19 protein-coding genes, 2 tRNA genes, 1 pseudogene and 1 riboswitch are annotated in these 24,450 nt (G+C 63.1%); of the genes and pseudogenes, 3 read left to right on the plus strand and 19 right to left on the minus strand.

Features of this window, described 5'->3' with window-relative positions; translation table 11 throughout:
* Positions 1-9 precede the first annotated feature (9 nt).
* Positions 10-1,209, minus strand: coding sequence for an ROK family transcriptional regulator (locus JMY29_RS11170; protein WP_018777807.1), 1,200 nt, complete (start codon positions 1,207-1,209; stop codon positions 10-12).
* 221 nt (positions 1,210-1,430) lie between these two features.
* Positions 1,431-2,561: a class I SAM-dependent methyltransferase gene (locus JMY29_RS11175; protein ID WP_229778579.1), complete on the minus strand. Its 1,131-nt coding sequence runs from the start codon at positions 2,559-2,561 to the stop codon at positions 1,431-1,433.
* Between the two features lie 218 nt (positions 2,562-2,779).
* On the opposite strand from JMY29_RS11175, the gene JMY29_RS11180 reads away from it, so the two are divergent.
* Complete coding sequence (locus tag JMY29_RS11180) at positions 2,780-3,157, plus strand: cupin domain-containing protein (RefSeq protein ID WP_018777809.1); 378 nt, start codon at positions 2,780-2,782, stop codon at positions 3,155-3,157.
* A 75-nt stretch (positions 3,158-3,232) separates the two neighbouring features.
* Here JMY29_RS11180 and JMY29_RS11185 read toward each other — a convergent pair.
* Positions 3,233-3,305, minus strand: a tRNA-Ala gene (locus JMY29_RS11185).
* 360 nt (positions 3,306-3,665) lie between these two features.
* On the opposite strand from JMY29_RS11185, the gene JMY29_RS11190 reads away from it, so the two are divergent.
* A complete protein-coding gene (locus JMY29_RS11190) occupies positions 3,666-4,247 on the plus strand; it encodes a ScbR family autoregulator-binding transcription factor (RefSeq protein WP_189075484.1) in 582 nt (193 codons plus the stop codon).
* Between the two features lie 143 nt (positions 4,248-4,390).
* On the opposite strand, the gene JMY29_RS11195 is transcribed toward JMY29_RS11190, so the two are convergent.
* From JMY29_RS11195 to JMY29_RS11250, 12 genes and pseudogenes are all read right to left on the minus strand, one after another.
* Positions 4,391-4,463, minus strand: a tRNA-Ala gene (locus JMY29_RS11195).
* A gap of 116 nt (positions 4,464-4,579) precedes the next feature.
* A complete protein-coding gene (rsfS, locus tag JMY29_RS11200; RefSeq protein ID WP_018777811.1) occupies positions 4,580-4,984 on the minus strand; it encodes a ribosome silencing factor in 405 nt (134 codons plus the stop codon).
* A gap of 57 nt (positions 4,985-5,041) precedes the next feature.
* A complete protein-coding gene (locus JMY29_RS11205; protein WP_189075483.1) occupies positions 5,042-6,262 on the minus strand; it encodes a hypothetical protein in 1,221 nt (406 codons plus the stop codon).
* 9 nt (positions 6,263-6,271) lie between these two features.
* Complete coding sequence (nadD, locus tag JMY29_RS11210) at positions 6,272-6,895, minus strand: nicotinate-nucleotide adenylyltransferase (protein ID WP_018777813.1); 624 nt, start codon at positions 6,893-6,895, stop codon at positions 6,272-6,274.
* A gap of 55 nt (positions 6,896-6,950) precedes the next feature.
* A complete protein-coding gene (locus tag JMY29_RS11215; RefSeq protein ID WP_018777814.1) occupies positions 6,951-7,190 on the minus strand; it encodes a hypothetical protein in 240 nt (79 codons plus the stop codon).
* 82 nt (positions 7,191-7,272) lie between these two features.
* Positions 7,273-8,637 (minus strand): glutamate-5-semialdehyde dehydrogenase, encoded by a 1,365-nt coding sequence (locus JMY29_RS11220; RefSeq protein ID WP_055976052.1) that lies wholly within the window; start codon positions 8,635-8,637, stop codon positions 7,273-7,275.
* Positions 8,634-9,815: pseudogene (gene proB, locus JMY29_RS11225) on the minus strand (glutamate 5-kinase). Before proB ends, JMY29_RS11220 begins: the two are co-directional and overlap by 4 nt.
* Positions 9,805-11,391: a GTPase ObgE gene (gene obgE / locus JMY29_RS11230; protein WP_018777817.1), complete on the minus strand. Its 1,587-nt coding sequence runs from the start codon at positions 11,389-11,391 to the stop codon at positions 9,805-9,807. Before obgE ends, proB begins: the two are co-directional and overlap by 11 nt.
* Before the next feature lie 136 nt (positions 11,392-11,527).
* The gene (gene rpmA, locus JMY29_RS11235; RefSeq protein ID WP_003803426.1) at positions 11,528-11,791 is read right to left on the minus strand and encodes a 50S ribosomal protein L27; all 264 of its coding nucleotides are present in this window, start codon (positions 11,789-11,791) and stop codon (positions 11,528-11,530) included.
* A 62-nt stretch (positions 11,792-11,853) separates the two neighbouring features.
* Positions 11,854-12,162, minus strand: a complete 309-nt coding sequence (gene rplU / locus JMY29_RS11240) for a 50S ribosomal protein L21 (RefSeq protein ID WP_018777818.1) — start codon at positions 12,160-12,162, stop codon at positions 11,854-11,856.
* Between the two features lie 381 nt (positions 12,163-12,543).
* Positions 12,544-14,079, minus strand: coding sequence for a bifunctional hydroxymethylpyrimidine kinase/phosphomethylpyrimidine kinase (gene thiD / locus JMY29_RS11245; RefSeq protein ID WP_079582177.1), 1,536 nt, complete (start codon positions 14,077-14,079; stop codon positions 12,544-12,546).
* Positions 14,070-14,168, minus strand: a riboswitch (TPP riboswitch). It overlaps the preceding gene by 10 nt.
* Positions 14,169-14,254: 86 nt before the next feature.
* Positions 14,255-17,401 carry an Rne/Rng family ribonuclease gene (locus JMY29_RS11250; RefSeq protein ID WP_189075482.1) on the minus strand — a complete coding sequence of 1,049 codons (3,147 nt, stop codon included), beginning with the start codon at positions 17,399-17,401 and terminating at the stop codon, positions 14,255-14,257.
* Positions 17,402-17,871: 470 nt separating this feature from the next.
* Between JMY29_RS11250 and JMY29_RS11255 the strand changes: the two genes are divergently transcribed.
* On the plus strand, positions 17,872-18,543 hold the full coding sequence (locus JMY29_RS11255) for a vitamin K epoxide reductase family protein (protein WP_189075481.1): 672 nt from the start codon (positions 17,872-17,874) through the stop codon (positions 18,541-18,543).
* Between the two features lie 76 nt (positions 18,544-18,619).
* On the opposite strand, the gene ndk is transcribed toward JMY29_RS11255, so the two are convergent.
* From ndk to ileS, 4 genes are read right to left on the minus strand one after another with little or no spacing between them, the layout of a single operon-like run.
* A complete protein-coding gene (gene ndk / locus JMY29_RS11260) occupies positions 18,620-19,039 on the minus strand; it encodes a nucleoside-diphosphate kinase (protein ID WP_018777822.1) in 420 nt (139 codons plus the stop codon).
* A 56-nt stretch (positions 19,040-19,095) separates the two neighbouring features.
* Positions 19,096-19,548, minus strand: coding sequence for a DUF4233 domain-containing protein (locus JMY29_RS11265; RefSeq protein WP_039241765.1), 453 nt, complete (start codon positions 19,546-19,548; stop codon positions 19,096-19,098).
* Between the two features lies 1 nt (position 19,549).
* Positions 19,550-20,911, minus strand: a complete 1,362-nt coding sequence (locus JMY29_RS11270) for a bifunctional folylpolyglutamate synthase/dihydrofolate synthase (protein WP_189075480.1) — start codon at positions 20,909-20,911, stop codon at positions 19,550-19,552.
* Positions 20,912-20,914: 3 nt separating this feature from the next.
* On the minus strand, positions 20,915-24,199 hold the full coding sequence (gene ileS / locus JMY29_RS11275; protein ID WP_110505992.1) for an isoleucine--tRNA ligase: 3,285 nt from the start codon (positions 24,197-24,199) through the stop codon (positions 20,915-20,917).
* Positions 24,200-24,450: the final 251 nt, after the last annotated feature.

Below are 24,450 nucleotides of genomic sequence, written 5' to 3' on the forward strand. Positions count from 1 at the left end.
GCTGCTGGGTCAGCCCTCCAGCAGAAGCCGTTGGGCGCGGGGGGCAAGCATGTGCTCCAGGACCAGGCAAGCAGCACCGATGGCACCAACGTCTTCGCCTACGCCGGTACCCACGACTTCGAGCCCGTGGATCATGCGGGCGGCGTTGTTTTTGTCCAGGAGGCTGGGAACGCGATCCAGGAAATAGGGTGACATGCGGCCCCAGAACGGCCCCCCGAAGACCACACGCTCCACGTCCAGGGTGTTGGTCACCACGGAGACCGCCCGCGCCACGAGCGTTGCCGACTTATCCAAAATCGCTATGGCGCGTTCATCACCGGCGTCGGCCTTGTCGCACAACTCCGCGTAACGTTCCTGCACTTCAGGACCGTCCGCCCCGTGGCGGTTACCGTCCAAGACGCCTGCCGCTTCGGCTTCGGCCACCAACACCTGCGGAATACAGGATGACTTGACGCAACCCTGAAGCCCGCAATCACATTGCGGCCCTCCCGGGTCAACGACGATGTGGCCTATTTCGCCGGCGTTGCCGGAGGTCCCGCGCACTACCTCATCGTTGAGGACGATGCCGCAACCGATGCCGGTTCCCATGTACATGAAAACGAAGCTTCCCGCGCCGCTCGCGCCGCCGGCCCAGGTCTCGGCCACCGCCGCACTGGTGACGTCCTTATCCACCAGCGTTTCCAGGCCCGTGGCATCTGCCAACGCTTCCCGGATCCGCACCCTGTTCCAACGCGTCAGCAGTGGCGGCTCCACCACGGAACCTTCGTCGAGGTCGATCGGACCCGGAACTGCAACACCCAGCCCGGCAATCTTTGACGCGTCGACACCCGACTCCTCGATGAGTGACTGGATCTGTTCGGCGATGCTGGTGATCACCCCCGCGGGGTCGCCACCGGGAGTAGCCATCCGGGAGTGCTTGACGACATCGCCCAGCAGGTCCAGAACGACGAAAGTGATGACTGCAGGGTCCAGGTGCACTCCCACGGCGTACATTCCCGCAGGGTTGAGGCGCAGGATAGTGCGCGGCTTTCCCGGACCGGACCCTTCTTTGCCTGCCTCGACGATGAGCTGCTGGTCAAGGAGTCGTCGGGAGATATTCGAAATCGTTTGCGGCGACAGCCCCACGATCTGCGCCAGTTCCACACGGCTGAGTCCGCCCGAAGACCGCCGGATCGCCTCCAGAATGACGGTCAGGTTGAAGTCCCCCATGCGGGGTAGGTTGGTTCCGCGCCTCGGTGTCGGCTGCCGGATCTCAGTCACTGATGCCCCTAGTCATTCGGAAAATCTTCGTCGAATTTGGTCTCTGTGTGCATCGTACGACACCACTGCTCCCACGGATACGAGCACACGCTGGCTCGGAAGTCAGGGGTTGGTAACGATGACACTGCATTGTATGCGAGCACAGTTCATTGACACGTCACGAACAGCCTTCAAGGCTTCCTGCTGCGCGTCACCGTGAACTTTGGATTACGGCCTTCTTCCACGGTGGGGCCGATCAGCCGTTCAAGCGTCGGCCGGTAGCGCAGGTGACTGTTGTACACCGTCCACAACTCCCCGCCCGGCGCCAGGACGCGGGCGGCTGCTTCAAACATCCGCATCGCGGCACCGGCATGCACGCTGGCGCCCAAGTGGAACGGAGGATTCAGCAAGATGAGATCGGCGCTGGCCGGGGGGAGCGATGACATGGCGTCGTCGTGGAGTACGGTGATCCGCTCCCCCAGTCCGTTTGCCATAGCGGTGCCCCTTGCCGAGGCAGCGGCCGCGGCAGATTGGTCGGTGGCGATAACTCGTGCTTTCTTTTGCTGCGAGGCAACCATGGTGGCGAGGATACCCGTCCCGCACCCCAGGTCCACCACACACCGCGCCTGCGGCATGCGGTCAAGGAATGTCAGCAGATAGCGCGTCCCAATATCAAGGCGTGCCCCCGCAAAGACTGCACCTTGGGCACTGACGGTGATTCCCAGTTCGGGCAAGGGCTCAACCACAGGAAAGGGCGGGGCAGCATTGACCGGCCTGGCGTCCCGCGCCACCAGTACCCGGGACTTTTGGCGGGCCAACTGTGGCTGGACGGAGCCAAAATACTTTTCCAGCACACTGTTCATGCCGATTGTCATGTGCTTTACGCGACCACCGGCGAGCAAAACAGCACCCGGGGCAGCAAACCGTGCAACGGCGTCGGCGATTTCCTCCAACTCCGCCAGGGCTTTAGGCAACTGCAGCAGCACCAGCTCCGCATCCTCAAGCAGTTCCCTGCCTAGCTCCAGCGGGCTGAATTTCCCCTCGGCACCGGTCCCCTGCGCATTGCGCCTTAGGGCCAGCCTCCCGGAGAAAAGGTCCTGGTGGACGCGGACATGTTCGACGCCGAGCCCCGCCAAAGCGCCGAGGGTCAACGCACCATACCGGTCGCCGATGACGGCAATCCTGGTATCGGGAAAGCTGTATTCGACGGCGGTTTCCAAGAGCAGCTTGTCCGTGGCGTCGTAGGCCTGCAAGTTGTCGGCCTCTACGTCCGGCAACCTGCTCAATGAGTCAAAGAGCGCCCCAAGATCCAATACCGCCACTAGGAGGTTCCCGCTTTCTTTGCTTCAATAACCGGCCGCTGCCGGCGTCTCGACTTTATGGGTGCTTCGGAGGAAGCTTAAGCTGGCACTACGCAAACACCTGTCCTCCTCCGCGCGGTGAGAAGACCCCGAAGGTGGCCGGCATTCGTCACGGCGACCCCAGGAGCCAGGCGCCGGGACCACCCGTCACTGGGCTCCCCTTTCCCTTGCGAGAAGCCATGAGTGTCAATGTTGTCACGAACCTGGACGCAAAGTCCCACAACTCTCCCGACGAAACCCGGCGTGCGGACAAAACCGTAGTGGACCTGGTCACTGTGGGAGATTACACCATCGCCCGTATGACGTTTGAACCAGGCTGGACGTGGGCAGACTGCATCAAGCCTGCCGCCGGCACCGATTCGTGCCAGTTAAGCCACGTCGGGTTCTGCGTTTCCGGTTCCTTGGAAGTCGAAACAAACGACGGCGGCAAGATCAGCATTTCCCCGGGATCTTCCTACTCCATCCCTCCTGGGCACAACGCCCGGGTGGTAGGAGATCAGCCATTCCAGGGCATCGAGTTCGTCAGCGGAGCCGAATTTGCCGAAGCCCTCAAGTAGGCGTCCGGGCTGGAGCTGCGGTTCAGACCGAAAGCAAAAGACCCCGCTCGATTGAGCGGGGTCTTTCTACCGGAGTGGAGCTGAGGGGACTCGAACCCCTGACCCCCTGCATGCCATGCAGGTGCGCTACCAGCTGCGCCACAGCCCCGGATTTGCTGACTTCATCAGGAAGTATTTCTCTTCCCGTCGAAGCAACTCGTCAATACTAACCACAATCCCAGCGGAAGAGAAATCGCCGGAAGGTGAGGTGCATCACGCCGGGCGCCCGTCCTTCGGGAGACCCGCACGACCGAGGTGCGTGGAACGAACCACTGCACCTCCCCCCAAAAACGGGCCGTGCCGAGTCTCCCAAAATGACGTGCTCCAAGGAGTCTAGGATCCCCGCGCCGGAAAACAAAACCGTCCAGTCGGTTTCCCTGCCATTCCGCACTTGCGCGGTGATAGCGTTGTGAAATCCCGACGGCGGCTACTTCCGCCGCCAGCCCACCATGAGAGGTCCTCACAACGGATGCAGCAACGCGCGCAGGAAACCCGGCTGGCCGTCATTGAAGGGGCGGCATCGGTCTTCGCCGGGATCGGTTATGCGAAGGCGAGCCTGGCTGACATCATCGCGCACGCCGAGGTGACAAAGGGGGCACTGTACTTTCACTTCACGTCCAAGCGGGACCTGGCGCTTGCAGTGATCGAAGAACAACATTCCAAGGTCCTGGCAGCAGGTTCTGACATCCTGGGCACCAGCGCACCTGCATTGGACAAGATCATCGCGCTCTGCAGGATGTTTGGCCGGCAACTCCTGGACGAACCGATCGTCCGGGCCGGTATACGCCTTACCTTTGAAGCTTCAGCGTTCGAGGCAGACGTGTCCGGGCCTTACGAGGACTGGATCGCCACGGTAGAGGGCCTCCTGGGACAGGCCAAGGTTGAGGGCGCGGTCCGCGCGGACCTGGATGCCGCCGCCTTCGGCCGGTACCTGGTGGCCTCCTTCACCGGCGTCCAATTGGTTTCCGACGTACTGACCGGACGCGACGACGTGCTGCAGCGCATAGAGCAAATGTGGGAATTCATGCTGCCGGCCCTGTCTCCCGTTTGACCGGGCTCACCGGACTAGCCCGGCACCGGGCGGGTCTTTCAGCCCACCCCAGGGTCGGCAGCTTCGTGCCGGGAATCCGGACACGAAAAAGGCCCCGCCTCCCTCACCGGATGATCCAGGAAGAGAAGCGGAGCCTCATAGGGTGGAGCTGAGGGGACTCGAACCCCTGACCCCCTGCATGCCATGCAGGTGCGCTACCAGCTGCGCCACAGCCCCATATTCTTGCTGCTTCACGCTTGGCTTTGGAAGCCATCCGCGCCGAAGCAACTCAAATATCTTAGAACAGCATTTCCGATAATTCCAAATCGGGCATATTCGCTTGCCGCAGCGTCCTAGGCCTCGGAATCCTCCGAGGTTGCAGCCTTGGCGGAAGCGTCATCACCGAGTTCAAGATCTACCACGGGGCAGTCCTTCCAGAGGCGCTCCAATGCATAGAAGACGCGGTCTTCCGCGTGCTGGACGTGGATGACAATGTCGGCGTAATCCAGGAGGACCCAGCGGCCTTCGGAGCGGCCTTCGCGGCGCACGGGCCGAAGGTCCTGCTTCAGCAGTTCCTCTTCGATCCCGTCCACGATTGCGTTGACCTGGCGCTCAGTGGGAGCTGATGCGATCAGGAAGACGTCGGTCAGCGCCAAACGCTCGCTGACATCCAGCGCGACGATGTCTTCTGCGAGCTTGTCCGCCGCGGCACGGGCAGCGTGACGGGCGAGGGTGATGGATTGTTCATGTGCAGACAAAGGGAACTCCTAGTTATGGCGCGTGGCCGGGAAATGGCGTGAGCCGTTGGGGCGGAACTATCCGCTGGTAATCATGATGATGCCGACGATCAGGGCAACCAGGCCCAATGCCAGGACGCCGTATTGCAGCAAGCGGCTCCGTTGGGCCCTGGCCAGGCCGGCAGTACTGGCATCCAGCGGATCCAGTCCATAGGCGGTACTGGCAGACACAGGAGGCCGCTGTGTTTCTTCGCTTGTTTCTGCCGTGGAGGTGGCTTTGTTCCTGGATGACCGGGCAACCGCCTCGGCGCGGGCAAGAACCCCCGCACGCCCACGCGGAGCACGTTCCTTCGCCGGTGCCTGTACCGGATCAAGCTTGGGGCCGGACGAGGTGACCAACGGGACAAAGGTAGTGCTGGGACGCTTCATCACCGGGCGTTCGACGCCGGGAACCTTGACGAACTCCAACGGAGTCACCATGGCGAGGTTGTTCGCCGTCGAAGGACCGGACGATGTAGAAGGCTCCTTGCCCTGCCCGGGATGGTTCAGCCCGGGCTGGTTCTGGCCAGGCCCGCTCTGCCCGGGTTGGTTCCGTTCGGCCTGATTCTGCTCTGCCAGCTTTTGCTTGGCAGCAGCGCGCTTGTTCAGCACCGCGGCGCGTTCGGCCAGGGCGATCTGCTGGGCCAGGACCTCGGGATCAACAGCAAGCGGATCCTGCTCGGCAATATGTTCGAGCTTGGAAGTCTGGTTTTGGACCTGCGCGGCAATCAGTTCGCGAACAGCAAGGGCCTGTTCCACGGACATCTCTGATTCGGCCGCTGGTACACCGCCAGACCCGGTGGGTGCCGGTGTTTTTGACTGAGGGGACGCTTGTGGCTCGTCCCGCGTCGGCGGATTTTCCCCGTCTTTGTCCGCAGCCTTCGGCTTGGCGCCGGGCATGGGAACAACCGGGTTCATGGACGTGGCAACTTCTGCCTGAAGCTGCTGAAGCCGAAGCTGGCGCCGGGTGGGCGGACCGCCACCTGAGAGTTGCTCTTCCTTATCGGCGAGCTCCTTGATGGTGCGCAGTGCGGCGCGGTCACGCGCCCGGATCTGGGACGAGCGTTCCTGGGCCGCAGCACCCACCGCATCCACAGGCGCATCCGCCGCGCGACGGTTGCGTCCGTTGGAGCGCTCTGCACCGTCAGCAGGCTCTGTCTCCTGCGGGGCCGTAGGCTCCGCCTGGACTTCCGGGTTCTGTTCCCGGGCACGGCGAAGCTCACGCCTGCTGCGGATGGGTCGCTGTTCCTGGCTGCTCATTTTACAAACTCATTCAGTACGTGCTTGGTCGTCTGATCCGGACAGTGCCGGCGACAGTTCTCCTGGTACAGCGTCAGGTGCATACAGTCCATACTTTGCGATGTACTGCACCACACCGTCAGGGACCAGGTACCACACCGGGTTGCCTGCACCCACGCGGATACGGCAATCCGTGGAGGATATGGCCATGGCCGGGACTTCGAGCAAGCTTACGTCGTCAGTCCGGCCGAGGTCGTTCAGCTCGTGTCCGGGGCGGGTAACCCCCACAAAGTGGGCCAAGGACCAGAGCTCGTCCACGTCTTTCCAGGACAGGATCTGGGCCAGGGCATCCGCGCCGGTGATGAAGAAGAGGTCGGCGTCGGGGCGCTGGGCCCGAAGATCCCGAAGGGTATCGATGGTGAAAGTCGGGCCGGGCCGGTCCACGTCAACGCGGCTGACAGTAAACCGTGGGTTTGATGCCGTCGCGATAACGGTCATCAGGTACCTGTGTTCGGGTTCACTGACCAGCTTGTGCGACTTCTGCCACGGTTGACCGGTGGGCACGAAAACAACTTCGTCGAGGTCGAACTTGGCTGCGACTTCGCTTGCAGCCACAAGGTGGCCGTGATGGATGGGGTCGAAGGTTCCACCCATCACGCCCAGCCGAAGCCTGCGCTCCGACTCCCCGCGAGGTGTTGCGGCAATAATGTTAGTGGCCCTGGCCGTGGGTGTGCTTGTTCGGGTGCTGGCGGTGCGGGTCAGCGTGCTCCTCCACTGCCTCGTGGCGGTTACCCAGGTTGGTGTAGGACAGGGTTACGAACATGAGAACCAGCAGCAGGGCAAACATCGAGACGCCGAAGACCCACGGCTCGGCCCACAGCGGGGCGAGTTCCTCGTGGCCGCCTTCTGTCTCGGCGGCAATGGACGTGGCGATCTGCTGAAACAGCATCTTCTCCCCTAGTTGGTTCTCAAAGGATTTCGACGGCGGGACTCCCCGCCGTTCCGGACTTCTGTTCTATGTTACCGCGTTGCTAGCTGCGGACTTGGCCTTCACCCTGCACGATCCACTTTGTAGTGGTCAGTTCGGTGAGGCCCATGGGACCTCGGGCGTGGAGCTTCTGGGTGGAGATACCAACCTCGGCACCAAGCCCAAGCTCACCGCCGTCGGTGAACCGTGTTGAAGCGTTGACAATCACAGCCGCAGAGTCTATCTCGGCGATGAACCTCTCCGCGTTGGCGAGGTTGTTCGTCAGGATGGCTTCTGTGTGCCCGGTGGTCCACTTACGGATGTGCTTCACCGCGTCATCCAGGCTGTCCACCATGGCCACAGCCAGGTCGAGGTCCATGTACTCAGTGGCCCAGTCGTCGTCGTCCGCGGGAACAGTCTCAACTGCGCTGCCCAGGGCAGCCGCGATCCTGTCATCGACGTGAAGTGTCACGCCTGCCTTGCGCAGTGCGGCCGCTACTGCGGGCAGGGCCGTCGACCCTGAATGCACCAGGAGTGTCTCCACGGTATTGCAGACACTCGGACGTTGGGTCTTGGCATTGAGGAGGATCTCCACGGCCATCTCTTCACCCGCCGACTCATCAATGAAGATGTGGACATTGCCCTCACCTGTTTCGATAACCGGCACCGAGGAGTTGGTCACGACAGTCTGGATAAGCTCGCGTCCGCCCCGGGGAATGAGCACGTCCACCCGCCCGCGGGCACGCATCAGGACATTGGCACCTTCGCGGCCATACTGGTCAACTGTCTGCACGGCATCAGCAGGAAGTCCCACCGAGTCCAAGGCGTCGCGCAGGATCCGGACCAAGGCCTCGTTGGTGTTCGCGGCAGCGGAACCGCCGCGGAGGATCACGGCGTTGCCACTCTTGAGGGCGAGGCCGGCAATATCCACAGTGACGTTGGGGCGCGCTTCGTAGATGGCGGCAACAACACCCATCGGCACATTGACCTGGCGCAGGCGCAGACCGTTAGGCAGTGTCTGCCCACGGACCACGTTGCCCACGGGGTCCGGCAAGCCGGCCAGATTCTCCAATGCCGCCACCAGGCCGTCGATGCGCTCCGGAGTAAGGGTGAGCCGGTCCAGGAGAGCTGCAGACGTGCCGTTGGCGCGGCCTACGGCAACATCCTTGGCATTGGCTTCAAGGACATGCTTCCGGTTCTCAAGCAAAGCTGCCCCGATTGCACGAAGCGCACGGTCTTTCCACGCACGGTTGGCCTGTCCCAGGCGGCGTGCTGCCTTCCGGGAACGATCGGCAATGGCGTGGACAGCGGCTTCGAGTTCCTCCGGAGTCAATGGAACGCGTCCTGCCGCAGGGTTCTCCGGCGCGGTGCCGGCAGTGCCGGTAGCGTCGGAAATCACAGGGGCGTCAGGGGTCAGCGCTTCAGTCATGCACCCAGTTTAGATGAGCGCGGCCCGCGCAGAAGCACCAGATCGTCAACATGAACAACTTCGCGGTCATAGCCCCGTCCCAGCGACTGACCAAGCTCCTGGGTAGTGCGGCCCAGCATGCGGGGAAGTTCCTCCGACGAGTAGTTCACCAAGCCACGGGCCACGATGCTTCCGTCCAATGCCACCATCTCCACCGGATCACCGGCTTCGAATTCGCCCCCGACCTCCGAGATGCCGGCGGGAAGCAATGAACGGTGCCTGTCGCGCACAGCCTTGACGGCGCCGTCGTCGAGCACCAAACGTCCCTGCACCGTCGCCAGGTGCGCGAGCCACAAGAGACGGACGGGTTTGCGGTTGCCGTTCACGGCGAACCAGGTTCCCACGTCCTCCCCCGCCAGTGCCGCTGCGGCATTGGCCGTGGAAGTGACCAAAGCATGGATCCCGGAACTTGCGGCAATCGACGCGGCCTCGACCTTGGTCATCATGCCGCCCGTTCCCACACCGGCCTTGCCGGCCTTGCCGATGGTGACGTCCTCCAGGTCCTGGGGTCCGCGCACCAGCGGGATGCGCCGGGCGCCTTGGGACGGCGGACCGTCATAAACGGCGTCGACGTCGGACAGCAGCACCAGCGCATCGGCGCGGACCAAGTGTGCCACCAAGGCAGCCAAGCGGTCGTTGTCGCCAAAACGGATTTCATGGGTTGCCACGGTGTCGTTCTCATTGACCACCGGCACCACGCCAAGATTCAGCAGCCGGTCCAAGGCCCGGAAGGCATTGGTGTGCTGGGTCCGGCGCATGAGGTCGTCGGCGGTCAGCAGGACCTGGCTCACAGTTACCCCGTGTGCGTTGAACGCCTGCGTTTAGCGGGCCATCAGGAGACCCTGGCCAACACTTGCTGCCGCCTGCTGGGTGGCAAGATCCTTGGGCCGCTTTGCCAGGCCCAACGGTGCCAGCCCGGCCGCAATGGCGCCCGAAGAAACGAGGATAATCTCGGTTCCGGCGTTTCGCTTTCCGGCGAGTGCGTTGACGAGTTGCGTCAAGGACTTCTCGGAGATGCCACCCTTGATGCTGGTCAGGGAGGATGAACCCACCTTGACCACGATCCGTTTGGCGGTGGCTATCCCCTGGCGCTCCAGCCCGGCAGCGTCCTCGGAAACGTCAATGGTCCTAGTCGTCATCACCGGAATCCAGGGTGCTTTCCCTCACCGTCTGGGCACGGCGCCCGCTGACGGACTCTGTCCAGATGCCCGCCTTGCGCTCGGCTTCGAGTTCGGCGCGGGCAGCAGCCTTGGCCTCGCGGCGCTCGATCTGCTCTTCGCGCTTCTGCGAACGCGTGGGACGGTCACCGATGTCAGCAACACGGATATCGGTGCCTCGCGGAGTGGCCAAAAGTTCGGCACCGGCCATCATGGTGGGCTCCCAGTCGAAGACGACGCCGTCATCCTCACCGATGACGACGGTATCGCCGGGCTTGGCGCCAACCTTGAACAGTTCCGTCTCAACACCAAGCTTGGCGAGGCGGTCTGCAAGGTAGCCGATGGCTTCCTCGTTCGTGAAGTCGGTCTGCTTGACCCAGCGCACGGGCTTTTCGCCCAGTACGCGGAACAGCGGCTCGAGGTTCTTCTCTTCACGACGGATCTTGAAACCGGACTCGTTGACGGCGCGCGGGCGAAGGACCGGCGGAGCCACCTTGGGGGGTGCAGCCTGGACGGCGTCGCGCGCAGCCTTGACGATTTCTGCCATGGCAAAGCCGAGCTGGCGCAAGCCTTCGTGGCTGGTTGCCGACACTTCGAAGACACGGTAGCCCCGCGCCTCCAGGTCGGGACGTACGAACTCGGCCATATCCTTGCCGTCGGGGAGGTCGACCTTGTTCAGGACTACCAGCTTGGGTCGCTCGTTCAACGGGACAACTTCACCGTCAACGCCGGCGTAGCTCATATCGACGGCGTACTTCTCCAGTTCGGCCTCAATGATGGCGAGGTCGGAGAGCGGATCGCGGTCCGATTCCAGGGTTCCGCAGTCAAGCACGTGGACCAGGGCAGCACAGCGCTCCACGTGGCGGAGGAAGTTATGACCAAGGCCCTTGCCCTCGCTGGCGCCTTCGATGAGGCCCGGAACGTCGGCAATGGTGAAGCGGACGTCTCCTGCCTGGACCACGCCCAGGTTGGGGATGAGGGTGGTGAACGGGTAGTCGGCGATCTTCGGCCGGGCAGCGGACATGGCAGCAATCAAGCTGGACTTGCCCGCGGAGGGGAAGCCGACCAAGGCAATATCGGCAATGGACTTCAGTTCCAGGACGATGTCACTGGATTCGCCTTCGATGCCGAGGAGCGCAAAGCCCGGGGCGCGTCGCTTTTGCGAAGAAAGGGAAGCGTTGCCGAGGCCACCCTGGCCGCCGGCGGCCGCAATGTATTCAGTACCTTCGCCCACCAGGTCTGCCAGGACTTCGCCGTCCTTGGTCTTGACCACGGTGCCGTCAGGGACCGGAAGAATCAGGGTCTCGCCGTTCTTGCCTCCACGCCAGTCGCCCATGCCGGGGCCACCATTGGTGGCGTGCCTGTGGGGTGCGTGGTGGTAATCAAGCAAAGTGGTGGTCTGGGCTGACACGCGGAGGATGACGTCGCCGCCGTTGCCGCCGTTGCCGCCGTCGGGACCGCCGAGCGGCTTGAACTTTTCCCGCTTAACGGAGACACAGCCGTGGCCGCCGGTTCCGCCGGATACGTGCAGGACTACCCGGTCTACAAAGCTCGCCACGTGGATCTCCTCTATTGCTGTTGCCAGCGCTGTTGCAAAAACCAGCGCGCCTGAGGGCGCCCTAGTCGATTGTAATGCGGTTAAAAGAACGGTGGAGCGGGCCGCTTGGCCCGCTCCACCGGTTCAGAACTTGTTGTTACTCTGCAGCTGCAGCAGCAACGATGTTCACTACGCGACGGCCGCGGCGAGTACCAAACTCAACCGCACCGGCCTGCAGGGCGAACAGGGTGTCGTCGCCACCGCGACCGACGCCTGCACCCGGGTGGAAGTGAGTGCCGCGCTGGCGAACGATGATTTCGCCGGCGGAGACTACCTGACCACCGAAGCGCTTGACGCCCAGGTACTGTGCGTTGGAGTCACGACCGTTGCGAGTGGAACTCGCGCCTTTTTTGTGTGCCATGTGAAATGCCTGCCTCTAAATTTCTGGGGAAACTGAAAAACCTGAACAGCGGGTAACGAAAGTTACGCGATGCTGGTGATCTTGATCTTGGTCAGTTCCTGACGGTGACCCTGACGCTTCCGGTAGCCGGTCTTGTTCTTGAACTTCTGGATGACGATCTTCGGACCACGGAGGTCTTCGAGGATCTCAGCCGTAACCTTGACGTTGGCCAGTTCCGCTGCTGCGGAGGTGACCTTGTCGCCGTCAACCAGGAGCAAGGCGGGCAGCTCAAGCGTGCTACCGGCTCCACCGGGGACGCGGTTAAGCGTTACGTAGTCTCCAACGGAAACTTTTTCTTGGCGGCCGCCTGCGCGGACAATCGCGTACACCACTTGGGTACTCACTTCTCTCGACGTTTATAACTAAATTTGCGTGCGGAACCTGTCACCGGAATCAGGCTTGGTTCGCGCTGTGCCTCAACGCCGTGGACTTCTGTTCGAAGTCCGCGAGTCATCCCATGAACAATTCCAAGGGGCATAACCCAAGTGTTGGCGTAAGCACCGAAGATCAAGATTACGCTAGTTTGACCCTCAGCTGCAAATGAGGCCGGGACCGGAGGCTACCCCGTGACTTGCATCACGAGGTGTAACGGACTCTCCCGGCACCGTGCCCATACAGCCTACAGGGTTTGGCGGCGATTAACGTGATCACGCCCGCGACGCGCGGGACAAGCCATGCTTTTCATCCCGGTTCAGTCCCGGTTCAGTCCCGATTCAACAGGCCGGCCCACCCTGGGCGTAGAGCCGCGGAGCATCAAAGAACGCCGTCTCGTAGCGGCAGGACTGCCTGAAAGCCTCAAGCATCTCCGCACGTTCACGCCCGGAAGCGGCAACGGCCGCCGCGTCTGTGAAGTTGATCGCCATCCTTGTGGCGGAGGCAAAGTCCTCGTCGGCGTACGTCCGCAGCCAGTCCGCGTAGGGATGCCCGCCGGAGGCCCCGGCATCGACGAACGCGGCGTGGAGCTTTTGACCCACTTCCGCATACAACCAGTAGCAGGGCAGGATCGCCGCGAGGACCACCGCATAGCTGCCTGACGCCGTCGTTGCCAGCAGATGGTCCACGTAGGCTTTGGTGACCGGTCCGGTGACGCCCGAAGCCTCACGGGAGCTCAACCAGTTCCTGTGCAGTTCCGATTCAACTTCCAGGCACTGCCGTGAGCTCTTGGCCCAGAACAGCTGTTCTTCCTCGGTGGGCGCCAACGCGCCTGCACGGGCAAGGACCCTGGAATAGCCATTGAGATAGATGGCGTCCTGCGCAAGGTAGTAGCTGAATGCCGGCTCCGGCAAATGCCCCGACTGCAGTTCCTGGATGAAGTTGAGGCCGTGGATTTTTTCAAGCTCCGGGATGGCTTCCTTCCACAAAGTGGCGGCAAATCCGCCAGGCTGGAGGACGCGCTGGTGGTGGAAGTGGTCCACAGGCCCGTTGCCCTGGCCCACTTCCAGCTCCCCTGCGCTCCTCAGGGCCTGGAGCAGCCACGGTTTCGCTTCGCGCAGTGAGGCCTCCCAGTCGCCCGTGCGCGCCTGGACGGTAGCCAAGGCGGACGACAACGAGCATCCAGTGCCATGGCTGTTCCGGGTCGCAATCCTTGGACCTGCCACTTCGATGACGTCCTGCCGCAACAGCCCGCTGGTGTTGATCAAGGCATCGGGGCATTCCGAGCCGGCCAGATGACCGCCCTTGACCAAGACCGTGTTTCCGCACTCAGCTGCCAGTCGCTTGCCCTGCTCCAATGCCGATGCCCAATCAGCAGCCTCGGTTTCCCCCAGCAATATGGCAAGCTCGGGCAGGTTCGGCGTGATCAGGTCCGCCAATGGAAGCAGGGAACGAAGGGCCTCCCCTGCGGAGTCGGTCAGCAGGCGGTCACCGCTGGTGGCCACCATCACGGGATCAAGAACCACGACGGCGGGGCGCACCGATTCGAGCCAACTGCGCACCTCGTCAATAACAGCCGCGTCGCCGAGCATCCCGATCTTCACCGCGTCGATGACGATATCGGTACTGACGGCGTCCAGTTGCTGGCGCAGGAACTCCACGGGTGGTACGTGCACACCGCTGACACCCAGGGTGTTCTGGGCCGTCAAAGCCGTAATGGCAGCCATGCCATATCCACCGTGGGCGGCGATGCTCTTCAAATCAGCCTGGATTCCGGCTCCTCCGGACGGGTCGGAGCCCGCGATGCTAAGTACCCGGGGGGTTCGTCTGCGGTCCTCCGCCAGCGGATAAACAGCGGAAGATGACAATGCGGCCATGAGGACATCCCTTCGCCGGTGCTAACCGGACAGGTTCAACGGGTTTGGATCTCAGCCTGGCCCATCGCCTGGCACCCCGTGTCAGTCCCCCAGCCTAGCGCACCGGCAGACAGCAAAAGGCCCCGCAATTGCCGCTGGTAGCGGAACTGCGGGGCCTTGGTGCGGTCACAAACGGTTAGAGTTCGGAGGCCGGTACGCCGACGCCCAGGATGATGGGTTCGTCCGGGGCCGCTTTCCTGACCGGCTCCGCAGGCGCCTTGGACTCGTGCGCCGATCCCTTCGCGGCCGTAGCGGTCACGTCGTGGTGCTCAACACTGGTCTCGTTGGCCGCGCCTTGGGCCCTGCTTGCACTGCGGTTCCGGCGGCTACGACGACCCCGCGATGCTGAGGGGGCTTCGTCGGCGGCCGGAGCCGGAGCTTCAGTCGTCGGGGTGTTCGCAGCCTTCGGGGCTTCGACAGCTTCCTTGGCTTTCTGGTCCTCAGGCGACGGTGCCGCGCCAAGGTGCGAGAAAGCTTCGGCCAGGCGGTCCAGGCTCATGGCCGGCCGGGCTGCCTGCGGCTCATCGTGGTGTTCAACGAAAGGCAAGGCAACCTCTTCGCCGCCAAAACGCAGCACTGGAGTGGCCCGGCCTTCGCGGACAGCGGCGTCGTGTGCCGCGGCTTCCTGGGCCGTCGGGGCAGCGGAGACTGAACCGGCGTCGGGACCATGCTCCCCGGCCGCCCGGGTTTGCTCCTCTGCCTTGTGGAGCTCGTCATCGTGAAGGTGGGCGGCATGCGCGGCCGCTGCAATCGTCGCCAGTGCAGCCCGGGTTGCTTCGGCCTTTGCCTGACGGGCAGGGTCCTGGGCTTCCGGGTGTGCTGCCGGTGCCGCAACAGGGGCGGACGGCGTCGAATGTACCTGGGCCGGCGCTTCGACCGTTCCCTGGGCGCCGCCCTTGCCGCGGCGACGCTTGCGCTCGGTGCGGGCTGTGGACTGCTGTGCCTCGGTGTGCGGACGGTGCTGCTCGGCTGCCACGGTGTTGGCGCGGCGGTGCTCCACGGGCTCGTCATGCGTCACGACACCGCGGCCTGCGCAGTGCTCGCACTGCTCACCGAAGACTTCAAGGAGACCGGTGCCCATGCGCTTGCGGGTCATCTGGACAAGGCCCAGTGACGTTACTTCAGCAACCTGGTGCTTGGTACGGTCACGGCCCAGGCACTCCACCATGCGGCGGAGAACGAGGTCGCGGTTGGATTCCAGGACCATGTCGATGAAGTCGATGACGATGATGCCGCCGATGTCACGCAGGCGAAGCTGGCGAACGACTTCCTCGGCAGCTTCAAGGTTGTTCTTGGTAACTGTCTCTTCCAGGTTTCCACCACTGCCGGTGAACTTACCTGTGTTGACGTCCACCACCGTCATGGCTTCGGTGCGGTCAATGACCAGCGAGCCACCGGACGGCAGGAAGACCTTGCGTTCCAGAGCCTTGTGGATCTGCTCATCGATGCGCCAGGCAGCAAAGATGTCTTGATCCTTGGTCCATTTTTCAAGGCGGCCCACGAGGTCGGGGGCAACATAGGTTACATAAGCCTCGATGGTGTCCCAGGCGTCGTCACCGGAGACGATCAGCTTGGAGAAGTCCTCGTTGAAGACGTCACGGACAACCTTGATGGTGAGGTCCGGTTCGCCGTAAAGCAGTTCCGGTGCCAGCACCTTGGTGGAGGAAGCTTGCCCTTCGATACCTTCCCACTGCGCGCGCAGACGGTTGATGTCGTGGGTCAGTTCTTCTTCCGAGGCACCTTCAGCGGCCGTACGGACGATGACTCCGGCGTTTTCCGGCAGGCGGTCCTTCAGGATCCGCTTGAGGCGGTTGCGTTCGACGTCGGGCAGCTTGCGCGAGATGCCGGTCATGGATCCACCCGGCACGTACACAAGGTAGCGGCCCGGAAGTGAGATCTGGCTTGTGAGGCGGGCACCCTTGTGACCCACCGGATCCTTGGTCACCTGGACCAGGACGGAGTCGCCGGACTTCAGCGCATTCTCGATCCGGCGCGGCTGGCCCTCCAGGTTCACTGCATCCCAGTTGACTTCACCGGCGTACAGCACCGCATTGCGCCCGCGTCCGATATCAACGAATGCAGCTTCCATGGATGGCAGGACGTTTTGGACCTTGCCGAGATAGACGTTGCCGATCAGGGAGTCCTGCTGGGTCTTGGACACGAAGTGCTCGGCCAGGACGCCATCTTCAAGGACTGCGATCTGGATTCTGTCGTCGCGCTGGCGGACGATCATTTGCCGGTCCACGGATTCGCGGCGTGCCAGGAACTCGGCTTCGGTAATCACCTGGCGGCGACGTCCGGTCTCGCGGGACTCGCGGCGACGCTGCTTCTTGGCCTCGAGCCGGGTGGAGCCCTTGACGCTTGCGACCCGGTTGGATGGAGCCGTTTCCGTGATGGGCCGGGGGGCGCGAACGCGGGTTACCGTGTTGGGCGGGTCGTCATCCGAGCCGCCCGTCAGTTCAAGGTCCTGGTCTCCACGACGCCGACGACGACGGCGACGCGACGTGACGCCTTCCTCGAGGGCTTCAGCTGCGGGAGCTTCTTCGTCGCCGGAGTCATTGCTGTCTTCGGTGTCGTTCTCGTCGCGTTCAGTGCCACGGCGCCCGCGGCGGCCACGGCTCCGGCGACGGCGACGACTGCCACCCTCGTCCAGCTCACCGTCTGCGGCTGCTTCAGCGTCGTCTTCCGGCTCGTCGTCCGTCTCTTCCACGGCCGCAACGCGCGGGACAGTGGTGAGGTCAGGGGCCTGGAAGATCATCGACGTGATGGAAACCGGTTCCATGAACAGCGAGGTGGCAGCGGCAGGAGCAGCTTCCTCGGCCGGAGCCTCTTCCTCAGCAGCAGGTTCTTCCGGCTGGGCGCCGGCTTCCGGCGTCGTGGTTTCTTCAACAACTTCAGCAACTGCGGGCGTCTCTTCTGCCTCCACCTTGGGCTTGGCAGCACGACGACGGCGGACCGGCTTTTCGGGGGCAGCTTCAGGGACGGCTTCGGGCTGGGTTTCGGCAGCAGGCTCCTGGCCTGCGGCGGTTTCATCGCCGAGGCCGGGCAAGGGCTCGGTTGGCTCAACCTTTTTGCGGGACCGGGTGCGGCGTACGGGCTTGGCGTCAGCCTCGGGAGTTTCCGCAACTGCGGGCGTCCCAGTGGCAGGGGCCTCGGTTGCCTCTGCCTCAGCAACTGCCTTGGGCGCAGCCTTGCGCCGGGTCCGGGTGGTTTTCTTGGGCGCTTCCGCAGTTTCCGCGGGAGCTGCCTCATCATTAACGGCTACAACCTGATCATTATCCATATGTGGCAACACTCCTGCCCCAGCGACACCGCCACATCCGGCGCCCAGAGGGGCAAATATTGTCAAAACCCGCAGGCGTTGACAGAAGTCGGTAGTATGCCTTCCGGTTCGCACCATCATTGGGGTGCGGCAGCCCTGGAAGGCCGGCGGCTTAGTTCTGAAACCCGTTGTTCTGCTGCCACAACCAGGTGCCGTCCATTGTTATGGCGGGCCTACCGAGGATCGACGTGATCCGGGCATGCCCAGCTCATACTGGCGGTCTTGGGAACAAGTCACCGGACCGGAATCCGAATGTGGGTCGGCTTCCAGCCATGTTCATTCTCTCACACCCGCGCGACATCGCCCGTTAGGACGCTGTGTCGTCCGGATCGGCACAAGCTGGGCGCAGCCCACAGCCAGCGGCGTTAGAATCCTCCCAAGAACCCTTCCCGGCCCGCCGGGGCACAACGTCGAAAAGGATCCGATCCGCGATGCCGAGCACCGCCAGGGAAAACCTGGCCATCAATACCTCCACCACTGCGGGAGAGTCGTCCGCACAACAGGAGAAGTTGCCGAGGGCTGTCCGCGACAAGCCCTTCGCCTGGCTCCTCCTGGTCACCGGCGTCATCGGTTGGCTGGCGTCCGGGGCGTTGGTCCTGGAGAAACTGGAAGTCCTCAAGGACCCCAACCATGTAACGGTCTGCGATGTGAACCCGTGGATTTCCTGCGGCGCCGTGATGCAAACACCACAGAGCTCCGTGTTCGGATTCCCCAACATGTTCATCGGCATTGTGGCCTTTGCCGTCATCATCACCACGGCCATGGGCCTTCTTGCCGGCGCCAGGTTCTCGCGCGGCTACTGGCTTGGACTGCAGGCGGGCGTGACCCTCGGTTTCGTGTTCGTTGTCTGGCTGTGGTCGCAGGCCCTGTACGTCATCAATGTACTGTGCCCGTTCTGCATGGTGGTGTGGGCCGTCATGATCCCCCTCTTTGTCTGGGTGACCATCCGGAACATCTCCCACGGCGTCATCAAGGCACCGCCGGGCTTGACCAAGTTGCTGGGCGATTCCGGGTGGATCATTGTGGCCCTCCTGTATGTCGCGGTCATCGCCACGATCTTCTTCGCCTTCATCCACGTTTTCGCTGGGACATCCGGCTACTAAACCCCTCCGCGGGTGACAGCTAAGGCCAATGTTCGACTCGAACATTGGCCTTAGCTGTGATGTCGGTGCGGCGTGGTTAGCCGGCGAACCAGATCTTGATCTCTCGCTCGGCCGATTCAACGGAGTCGGAGCCGTGGACGAGGTTCTGCTGGACCGCCAGACCCCAGTCGCGGCCGAAGTCGCCACGGATGGTGCCCGGGGCGGCCGTCGTCGGATCCGTCGTTCCGGCCAGTGAGCGGAAGCCTTCGATGACGCGGTGGCCCTCGAAGACGGCAGCGATGACCGGTCCGCTCAGCATGAACTCAACCAGCGGCTCGTAGAAGGGCTTGCCCACGTGTTCCTCGTAGTGCTGCTCCAGCAGCTCACGGGTGGCGTTGACCTTCTTCAGTTCGGCCAGGGTGTAGCCCTTGGCCTCGATGCGGGCGAGGATGCTCCCGCCCAGGTTGCGGGCGACGCCGTCGGGCTTGACCAGGACGAGGGTCCGTTCAATGCTCACAGTTGCTCCAATGTGATGTGTTCAGTGACTTACGTTCGGTGGTTTTCCCAGCCAGTTTACGGGGTTTGTGGGCCGGCTTCTTCACCGTGGGCAGCGTCCCATTCCGCCTGTTCACGGTCGCGCTGTGCCACCTCACGGTCGATCCTCATGCCGGCACGGATCCCGTACCACCAGCAGATGGCAAAGAGGATGCCGACAATGAACATCATGGGCTCGGCCAATCCCGTCAGGATCAGCACTACCTGCAGCACCCATCCCAGTCCGATGCCCCACGGCCTGGACAGCACGGCACAGGCAAGGACCAGCACCACGCTCAGGGCAATTCCGACGCCCAGGATGATGCCCGGATCGACTTCGCCGCGCTTCAGGCCGAACACAGCCAAGGTGCCGAAGAAAGCCACGAAGGCTTCGAGCAGCAGCACCGTGGACGCAAACATCACTTTGGTGGACCGGCGCTTCTTCGGCATGCCGGGACGCCATTCGCGCTGCGCTTTGGTCATTTTCGCCATGCTAGGCACTCGCCTTTCCCAGCAGGATCCGGGCCTCGGCCACCACCGTGATGGAACCCGTCACCAGGACACCGCCCGCCAGGTCATCGTTGGCTTCGGCACGTTCGACAGCCCACTCAATGGCGTCGTCGAGCTTCTCGGCGATATGCACGTTGTCCTCGCCAAAGCCAAGATCGATGGCGAGTTCAGCCAGTTCCGCTGCCGGAACGGCGCGCGCCGAGTTGGACTGCGTGAAACAGAACTCCTCGGCGAGTCCGCCGAGGGATTCCTTGAGGGTCTTCAGGATTTCCTCCGCGTCCTTCTCGCGCAGGACCCCAACCACCACCACCAGTTTGCTGAAGGTGAATGCCTCCTGGATTGCTTCTGCCGTGACACGAATGCCGTCCGGGTTGTGGGCTGCGTCAACCACTACCGTGGGTGCGGTCCTCACGACTTCCAACCGGCCGGGAGATGTCACGGTGCCGAATGCTTCCTTCAGCACCTCGGCGTCCAGTTCCTTCTCTCCCCCGCCGAAGAATGCCTCAAGGGCGGCCACGGCAACAGCGGCGTTCTCGGCCTGGTGGGCACCGTGCAACGGCAGCAGAAGATCCTCGTAGCGCCCGGCGAGTCCCTGGATGGTCAGGACCTGGCCACCCACGGCCACACTGCGGGACTCGACGCCGAACTCGACGCCCTCGAAGCGGAAAGGCACGTCCACTTCACGGGCCTTTTCCAGCAGGACCTGGGCCGCGTCCACCGGCTGGGCCGCACTTACCAGGAAGCCGCCGGCTTTGATGATTCCGGCCTTCTCGTAGGCAATGTCCTCGGTAGTGTCGCCCAGGAGGTCCGTGTGGTCCAGCGAGATCGGCGTGATGACCGAGACCTGGCCGTCTCCGACGTTGGTGGCATCGGTGATGCCTCCCAGGCCGACTTCAATCACTGCGACATCCACCGGCTGGTCCGCGAACACCGCGAAGCCAAGAATGGTCAGGCATTCGAAGTACGTCAGGCGCGGCTGGTTCTCCGCAACGAGCTCGTTGTCAACGATTTCCAGGTACGGGCGGATCTCATCCCAGATGCGTACGAACGTCGCGTCCGGTACCGGCTCGCCATCAATACTGATGCGCTCAGTGACCTTTGACAGGTGCGGGCTGGTGTAGCGGCCCGTGCTGAGTCCGTGGGCGCGCAAACCGGCTTCGATCATGCGGGCAGTGGAAGTCTTGCCGTTGGTGCCCGTGATGTGGATGATCGGGAAAGCCTTGTTCGGCTCCCCCAGCACGTCCATGGCACGAAAAAGCGGCGCAAGGCGCGGTTCCATCTTGTTTTCCGGCGCCCTGCCAAGGAGTTCGGCGTAGACGCTCTCAACGGAAAATTCGTCAGTCATGGTTCAGGCCCCTGCCTTTGCAACGGTAACCTGCGGTTCATCGACGCTGGCCGGAAGAACCTCCAGTTCCAGGGTGAGTGTTTCGGTCTTCACCAATTCAGCGTTGGCTTCCAGCGCGTCCACGACATCCTGGGCAGCTGACACAGTGGTCCGGATGCGGTCACTGACGTTGAACCCGGCATCCTTGCGGGCCTGCTGGATGGCGCGGACCATGTCGCGGGCCAGTCCTTCGGCGGCCAGCTCGGGAGTCACTTCGGTGTTCAGGACCACGAATCCGCCGCCCGGCAGCACCGCAACCGATGCTGAACCGCCGTCGGCCGACTCCGAAACCACGGTTTCCAGCGTGTATTCCTGCGGCTCAAGTTCCAAGCCACCGGCCACAACGACGCCGTCGTTGACCGACCAATCGCCCGACTTGGAGCCCTTGATGGCCTGCTGGACATTCTTGCCGAGCCGCGGGCCGGCGGCCCGGGCGTTGACCACGAGCTTCTGCTCGATGCCGAACTCCTCGGGCGAGGCCGTGGCGGCATCCAGTAGCCGCACCGACCGCAGGTTCAGTTCATCAGCGACGACGGCGGCAAATCCTTCCAGCGCGTCCGCGCCGGGTGCCACGACAGTCAGCTCCTGCAAGGGCAGGCGGACACGCAGGTTTGCTGCCTTGCGGAGGCTGGAACCGGTCGAGCAGATCTGCTGCACGCGGTCCATGGACTCGACCAGACCGGGGTTGGACGGGAACAGCGAAGCCTCAGGCCAGTCGGCCAGGTGCACGGAACGGCCACCGGTCAGGCCGCGCCAGATCTCTTCGGTCACCAGCGGCAGCAACGATGCCGACACGCGGCACACAGCTTCGAGGGCGGTGTACAACGCATCGAAGGCGTCGACGTTCTCGTCAAAGAAGCGCTGGCGGCTGCGCCTGACATACCAGTTGGTGAGCATGTCCAGGTAGCTGCGCAGCTCGTCGCAGGCACCGGAGATGTCGTAGCTGTCCAGGCTGGCGGTGACCTTGCGGACCAGGTCACCCGTGTTCGCCATCAGGTACTGGTCAAGGGTGTCGGCGTAACCGTCATAGCGCAGCTTGGCCTCGTATCCCTCCCCTCCGTTGGCGGCATTGGTGTACAGGGTGAAGAAGCTGTACACGTTCCACAGCGGCAGGATGACCTGGCGGACGCCGTCGCGGATGCCCTGTTCGGTGACGATCAGGTTCCCGCCACGGAGGATGGGGCTGGACATGAGGAACCAGCGCATGGCGTCAGAACCGTCGCGGTCCAGGACTTCGGAGACGTCCGGGTAATTGCGCAGGCTCTTGGACATCTTCTGTCCGTCGGAGCCCAGGACGATGCCGTGGCTGATGACATTGCGGAACGCCGGACGGTCGAACAGGGCCGTGGACAGGATGTGGAGCATGTAGAACCAGCCACGCGTCTGGCCGATGTACTCCACGATGAAGTCGGCGGGGTTGTGGGTGTCGAACCATTCCTGGTTTTGGAACGGATAGTGCACCTGCCCGTACGGCATAGAACCGGAGTCGAACCAGACATCCAACACGTCTTCGACACGGCGCATGGTGGACTTGCCCGTGGGATCGTCCGGGTTGGGACGGGTCAGTTCATCGATGAAGGGCCTGTGCAGGTCCACCTGTCCTTCGTTGTTGACAGGCAGGCGGCCGAAATCGGCTTCGAGGTCGGCCAGCGAACCGTAAACGTCGGTGCGCGGGTACTCGGGGTCGTCCGACTGCCACACCGGGATGGGTGAGCCCCAGTAACGGTTGCGGCTGATGGACCAGTCGCGGGCGTTGTCCAGCCACTTACCGAACTGGCCGTCCTTGACGTTGCCCGGGATCCAGTTGATCTCCTGGTTCAGCTCGGACATGCGGTCCTTGAACTTGGTGACCTCGACGTACCAGGAGGAGACCGCGCGGTAGATCAGCGGGTTACGGCAGCGCCAGCAGTGCGGGTAGCTGTGTTCGTAACTGGCTTGGCGGACAAGGCGGCCGTCGGCGCGCAGAACCTGCGTGATGGGCTTGTTGGCATCGAAGACCTGCAGGCCGACGATGGATGCCAGCTCGCCATGGGCGAACAGCGGCAGGAACTTGGCCCCCTCGTCCACGGACAGGACCACCGGGATGCCGGCCTCTTCACAGACCTTCTGGTCATCTTCACCGTAGGCAGGAGCCTGGTGGACAATGCCCGTGCCGTCGGTGGTGGTCACGTAATCGGCCACCAGGAAACGCCAGGCGTTCTGCGTCCCATACTTCTCAGCATCGGCAAAGTCGTTCCACAGAGGCTGGTACTCGAGGCCTTCCAGCTCGGCACCGCTGTGGGTGGACACCACCGCGGCAGTCGCGGCAGCGGCGTCGTCGTATCCCAGGTCCTTGGCGTACGAACCCAGAAGGTCTGCTGCCAGCAGGAAGCTGCCCGTCACCGGAGCTTCCGCGGAAGCGGCCTTCACGCCGTTGGGTCCAGCTGGCAGGACGGCGTAGGAGATCTCCGGCCCTACGGCGAGCGCCAGGTTGGTGGGCAGCGTCCAGGGTGTGGTGGTCCAGGCGAGCGCCTGGACGCCTTCGAGCTCCTTGGAGAGTTCGGAGGCACCGGCCTTGATGGGGAAGGTGACTGTGACGGTCTGGTCCTGGCGGTTCTTGTAGACGTCGTCGTCCATGCGGAGTTCGTGGTTGGACAGCGGCGTCTCGTCCTTCCAGCAGTAAGGGAGCACGCGGTAGCCGTTGTAGGTCAGGCCTTTTTCGTGCAACTGCTTGAAGGCCCAGAGGACCGACTCCATGTACTCGACGTTGAGCGTCTTGTAGTCGTTCTCGAAGTCCACCCAGCGGGCCTGGCGGGTGACGTAGGCCTTCCATTCGTTGGCGTACTTCATGACGGAGGCACGGCAGGCGTCGTTGAACTTGTCGATGCCCATGGCTTCGATCTGGGTTTTGTCGGTCATGCCCAGTTGCTTCATGGCTTCGAGTTCAGCCGGCAGGCCGTGCGTGTCCCAACCGAAGCGGCGCTCCACGCGCTTGCCGCGCTGGGTCTGGTAGCGGCCGACGAGGTCCTTGGCGTAGCCGGTCAGCAGGTGGCCGTAGTGCGGCAGTCCGTTGGCGAAGGGAGGGCCGTCGTAGAAGACGAACTCGTTGCTGCCGTCCGTGCCCGCATCCCGTTGGTCGATGCTGGCTTGGAAGGTGCCGTCTTCATCCCAGTATTTGAGGATGCGCTCTTCGATTTCCGGGAACTTCACGGAAGCGGACACGCCATGCGTGCCGGACGAAGACGCTGAGGCCTTGGGGTAGTGGGTCATCTCATATCCTGTGATAGCTGGTTGACTGTCAGGATGCGAGGACGGCTTCTGTGCTGCCTGTCGGCTGCGCAGGTACCGCGGTACCACCTCACTTACCGGAACGTGATGTTCCGGCCTCTCATTACTGCTGTGACGGGCTTACCCGCCCGGTTCTACTGGGCACTGTTTGCCGTTGAGGGCATTCGGTGCTTTTCTTCCGGAAGCTCACCGGTGATGGCCGGGTCAATGCTGGTCCATACAGTCTAGCGGCA

Origin of the sequence: Paenarthrobacter nicotinovorans (assembly GCF_021919345.1) — a bacterium.
GTDB classification, from domain to species: Bacteria; Actinomycetota; Actinomycetes; order Actinomycetales; family Micrococcaceae; genus Arthrobacter; species Arthrobacter nicotinovorans.

Bases quoted from the DNA above. Each gene is read 5' to 3' on its own strand.
- JMY29_RS11170 (WP_018777807.1), bottom strand. From the start codon at position 1,209: ATGGGGGACTTCAACCTGACCGTCATTCTGGAGGCGATCCGGCGGTCT.
- JMY29_RS11180 (WP_018777809.1), top strand. From the start codon at position 2,780: ATGAGTGTCAATGTTGTCACGAACCTGGACGCAAAGTCCCACAACTCT.
- JMY29_RS11190 (WP_189075484.1), top strand. From the start codon at position 3,666: ATGCAGCAACGCGCGCAGGAAACCCGGCTGGCCGTCATTGAAGGGGCG.
- JMY29_RS11205 (WP_189075483.1), bottom strand. From the start codon at position 6,262: ATGAGCAGCCAGGAACAGCGACCCATCCGCAGCAGGCGTGAGCTTCGC.
- nadD (WP_018777813.1), bottom strand. From the start codon at position 6,895: ATGGGTGGAACCTTCGACCCCATCCATCACGGCCACCTTGTGGCTGCA.
- JMY29_RS11215 (WP_018777814.1), bottom strand. From the start codon at position 7,190: ATGCTGTTTCAGCAGATCGCCACGTCCATTGCCGCCGAGACAGAAGGC.
- JMY29_RS11220 (WP_055976052.1), bottom strand. From the start codon at position 8,637: ATGACTGAAGCGCTGACCCCTGACGCCCCTGTGATTTCCGACGCTACC.
- rpmA (WP_003803426.1), bottom strand. From the start codon at position 11,791: ATGGCACACAAAAAAGGCGCGAGTTCCACTCGCAACGGTCGTGACTCC.
- thiD (WP_079582177.1), bottom strand. From the start codon at position 14,079: ATGGCCGCATTGTCATCTTCCGCTGTTTATCCGCTGGCGGAGGACCGC.
- JMY29_RS11250 (WP_189075482.1), bottom strand. From the start codon at position 17,401: ATGGATAATGATCAGGTTGTAGCCGTTAATGATGAGGCAGCTCCCGCG.
- JMY29_RS11255 (WP_189075481.1), top strand. From the start codon at position 17,872: ATGCCGAGCACCGCCAGGGAAAACCTGGCCATCAATACCTCCACCACT.
- JMY29_RS11265 (WP_039241765.1), bottom strand. From the start codon at position 19,548: ATGGCGAAAATGACCAAAGCGCAGCGCGAATGGCGTCCCGGCATGCCG.
- JMY29_RS11270 (WP_189075480.1), bottom strand. From the start codon at position 20,911: ATGACTGACGAATTTTCCGTTGAGAGCGTCTACGCCGAACTCCTTGGC.
- ileS (WP_110505992.1), bottom strand. From the start codon at position 24,199: ATGACCCACTACCCCAAGGCCTCAGCGTCTTCGTCCGGCACGCATGGC.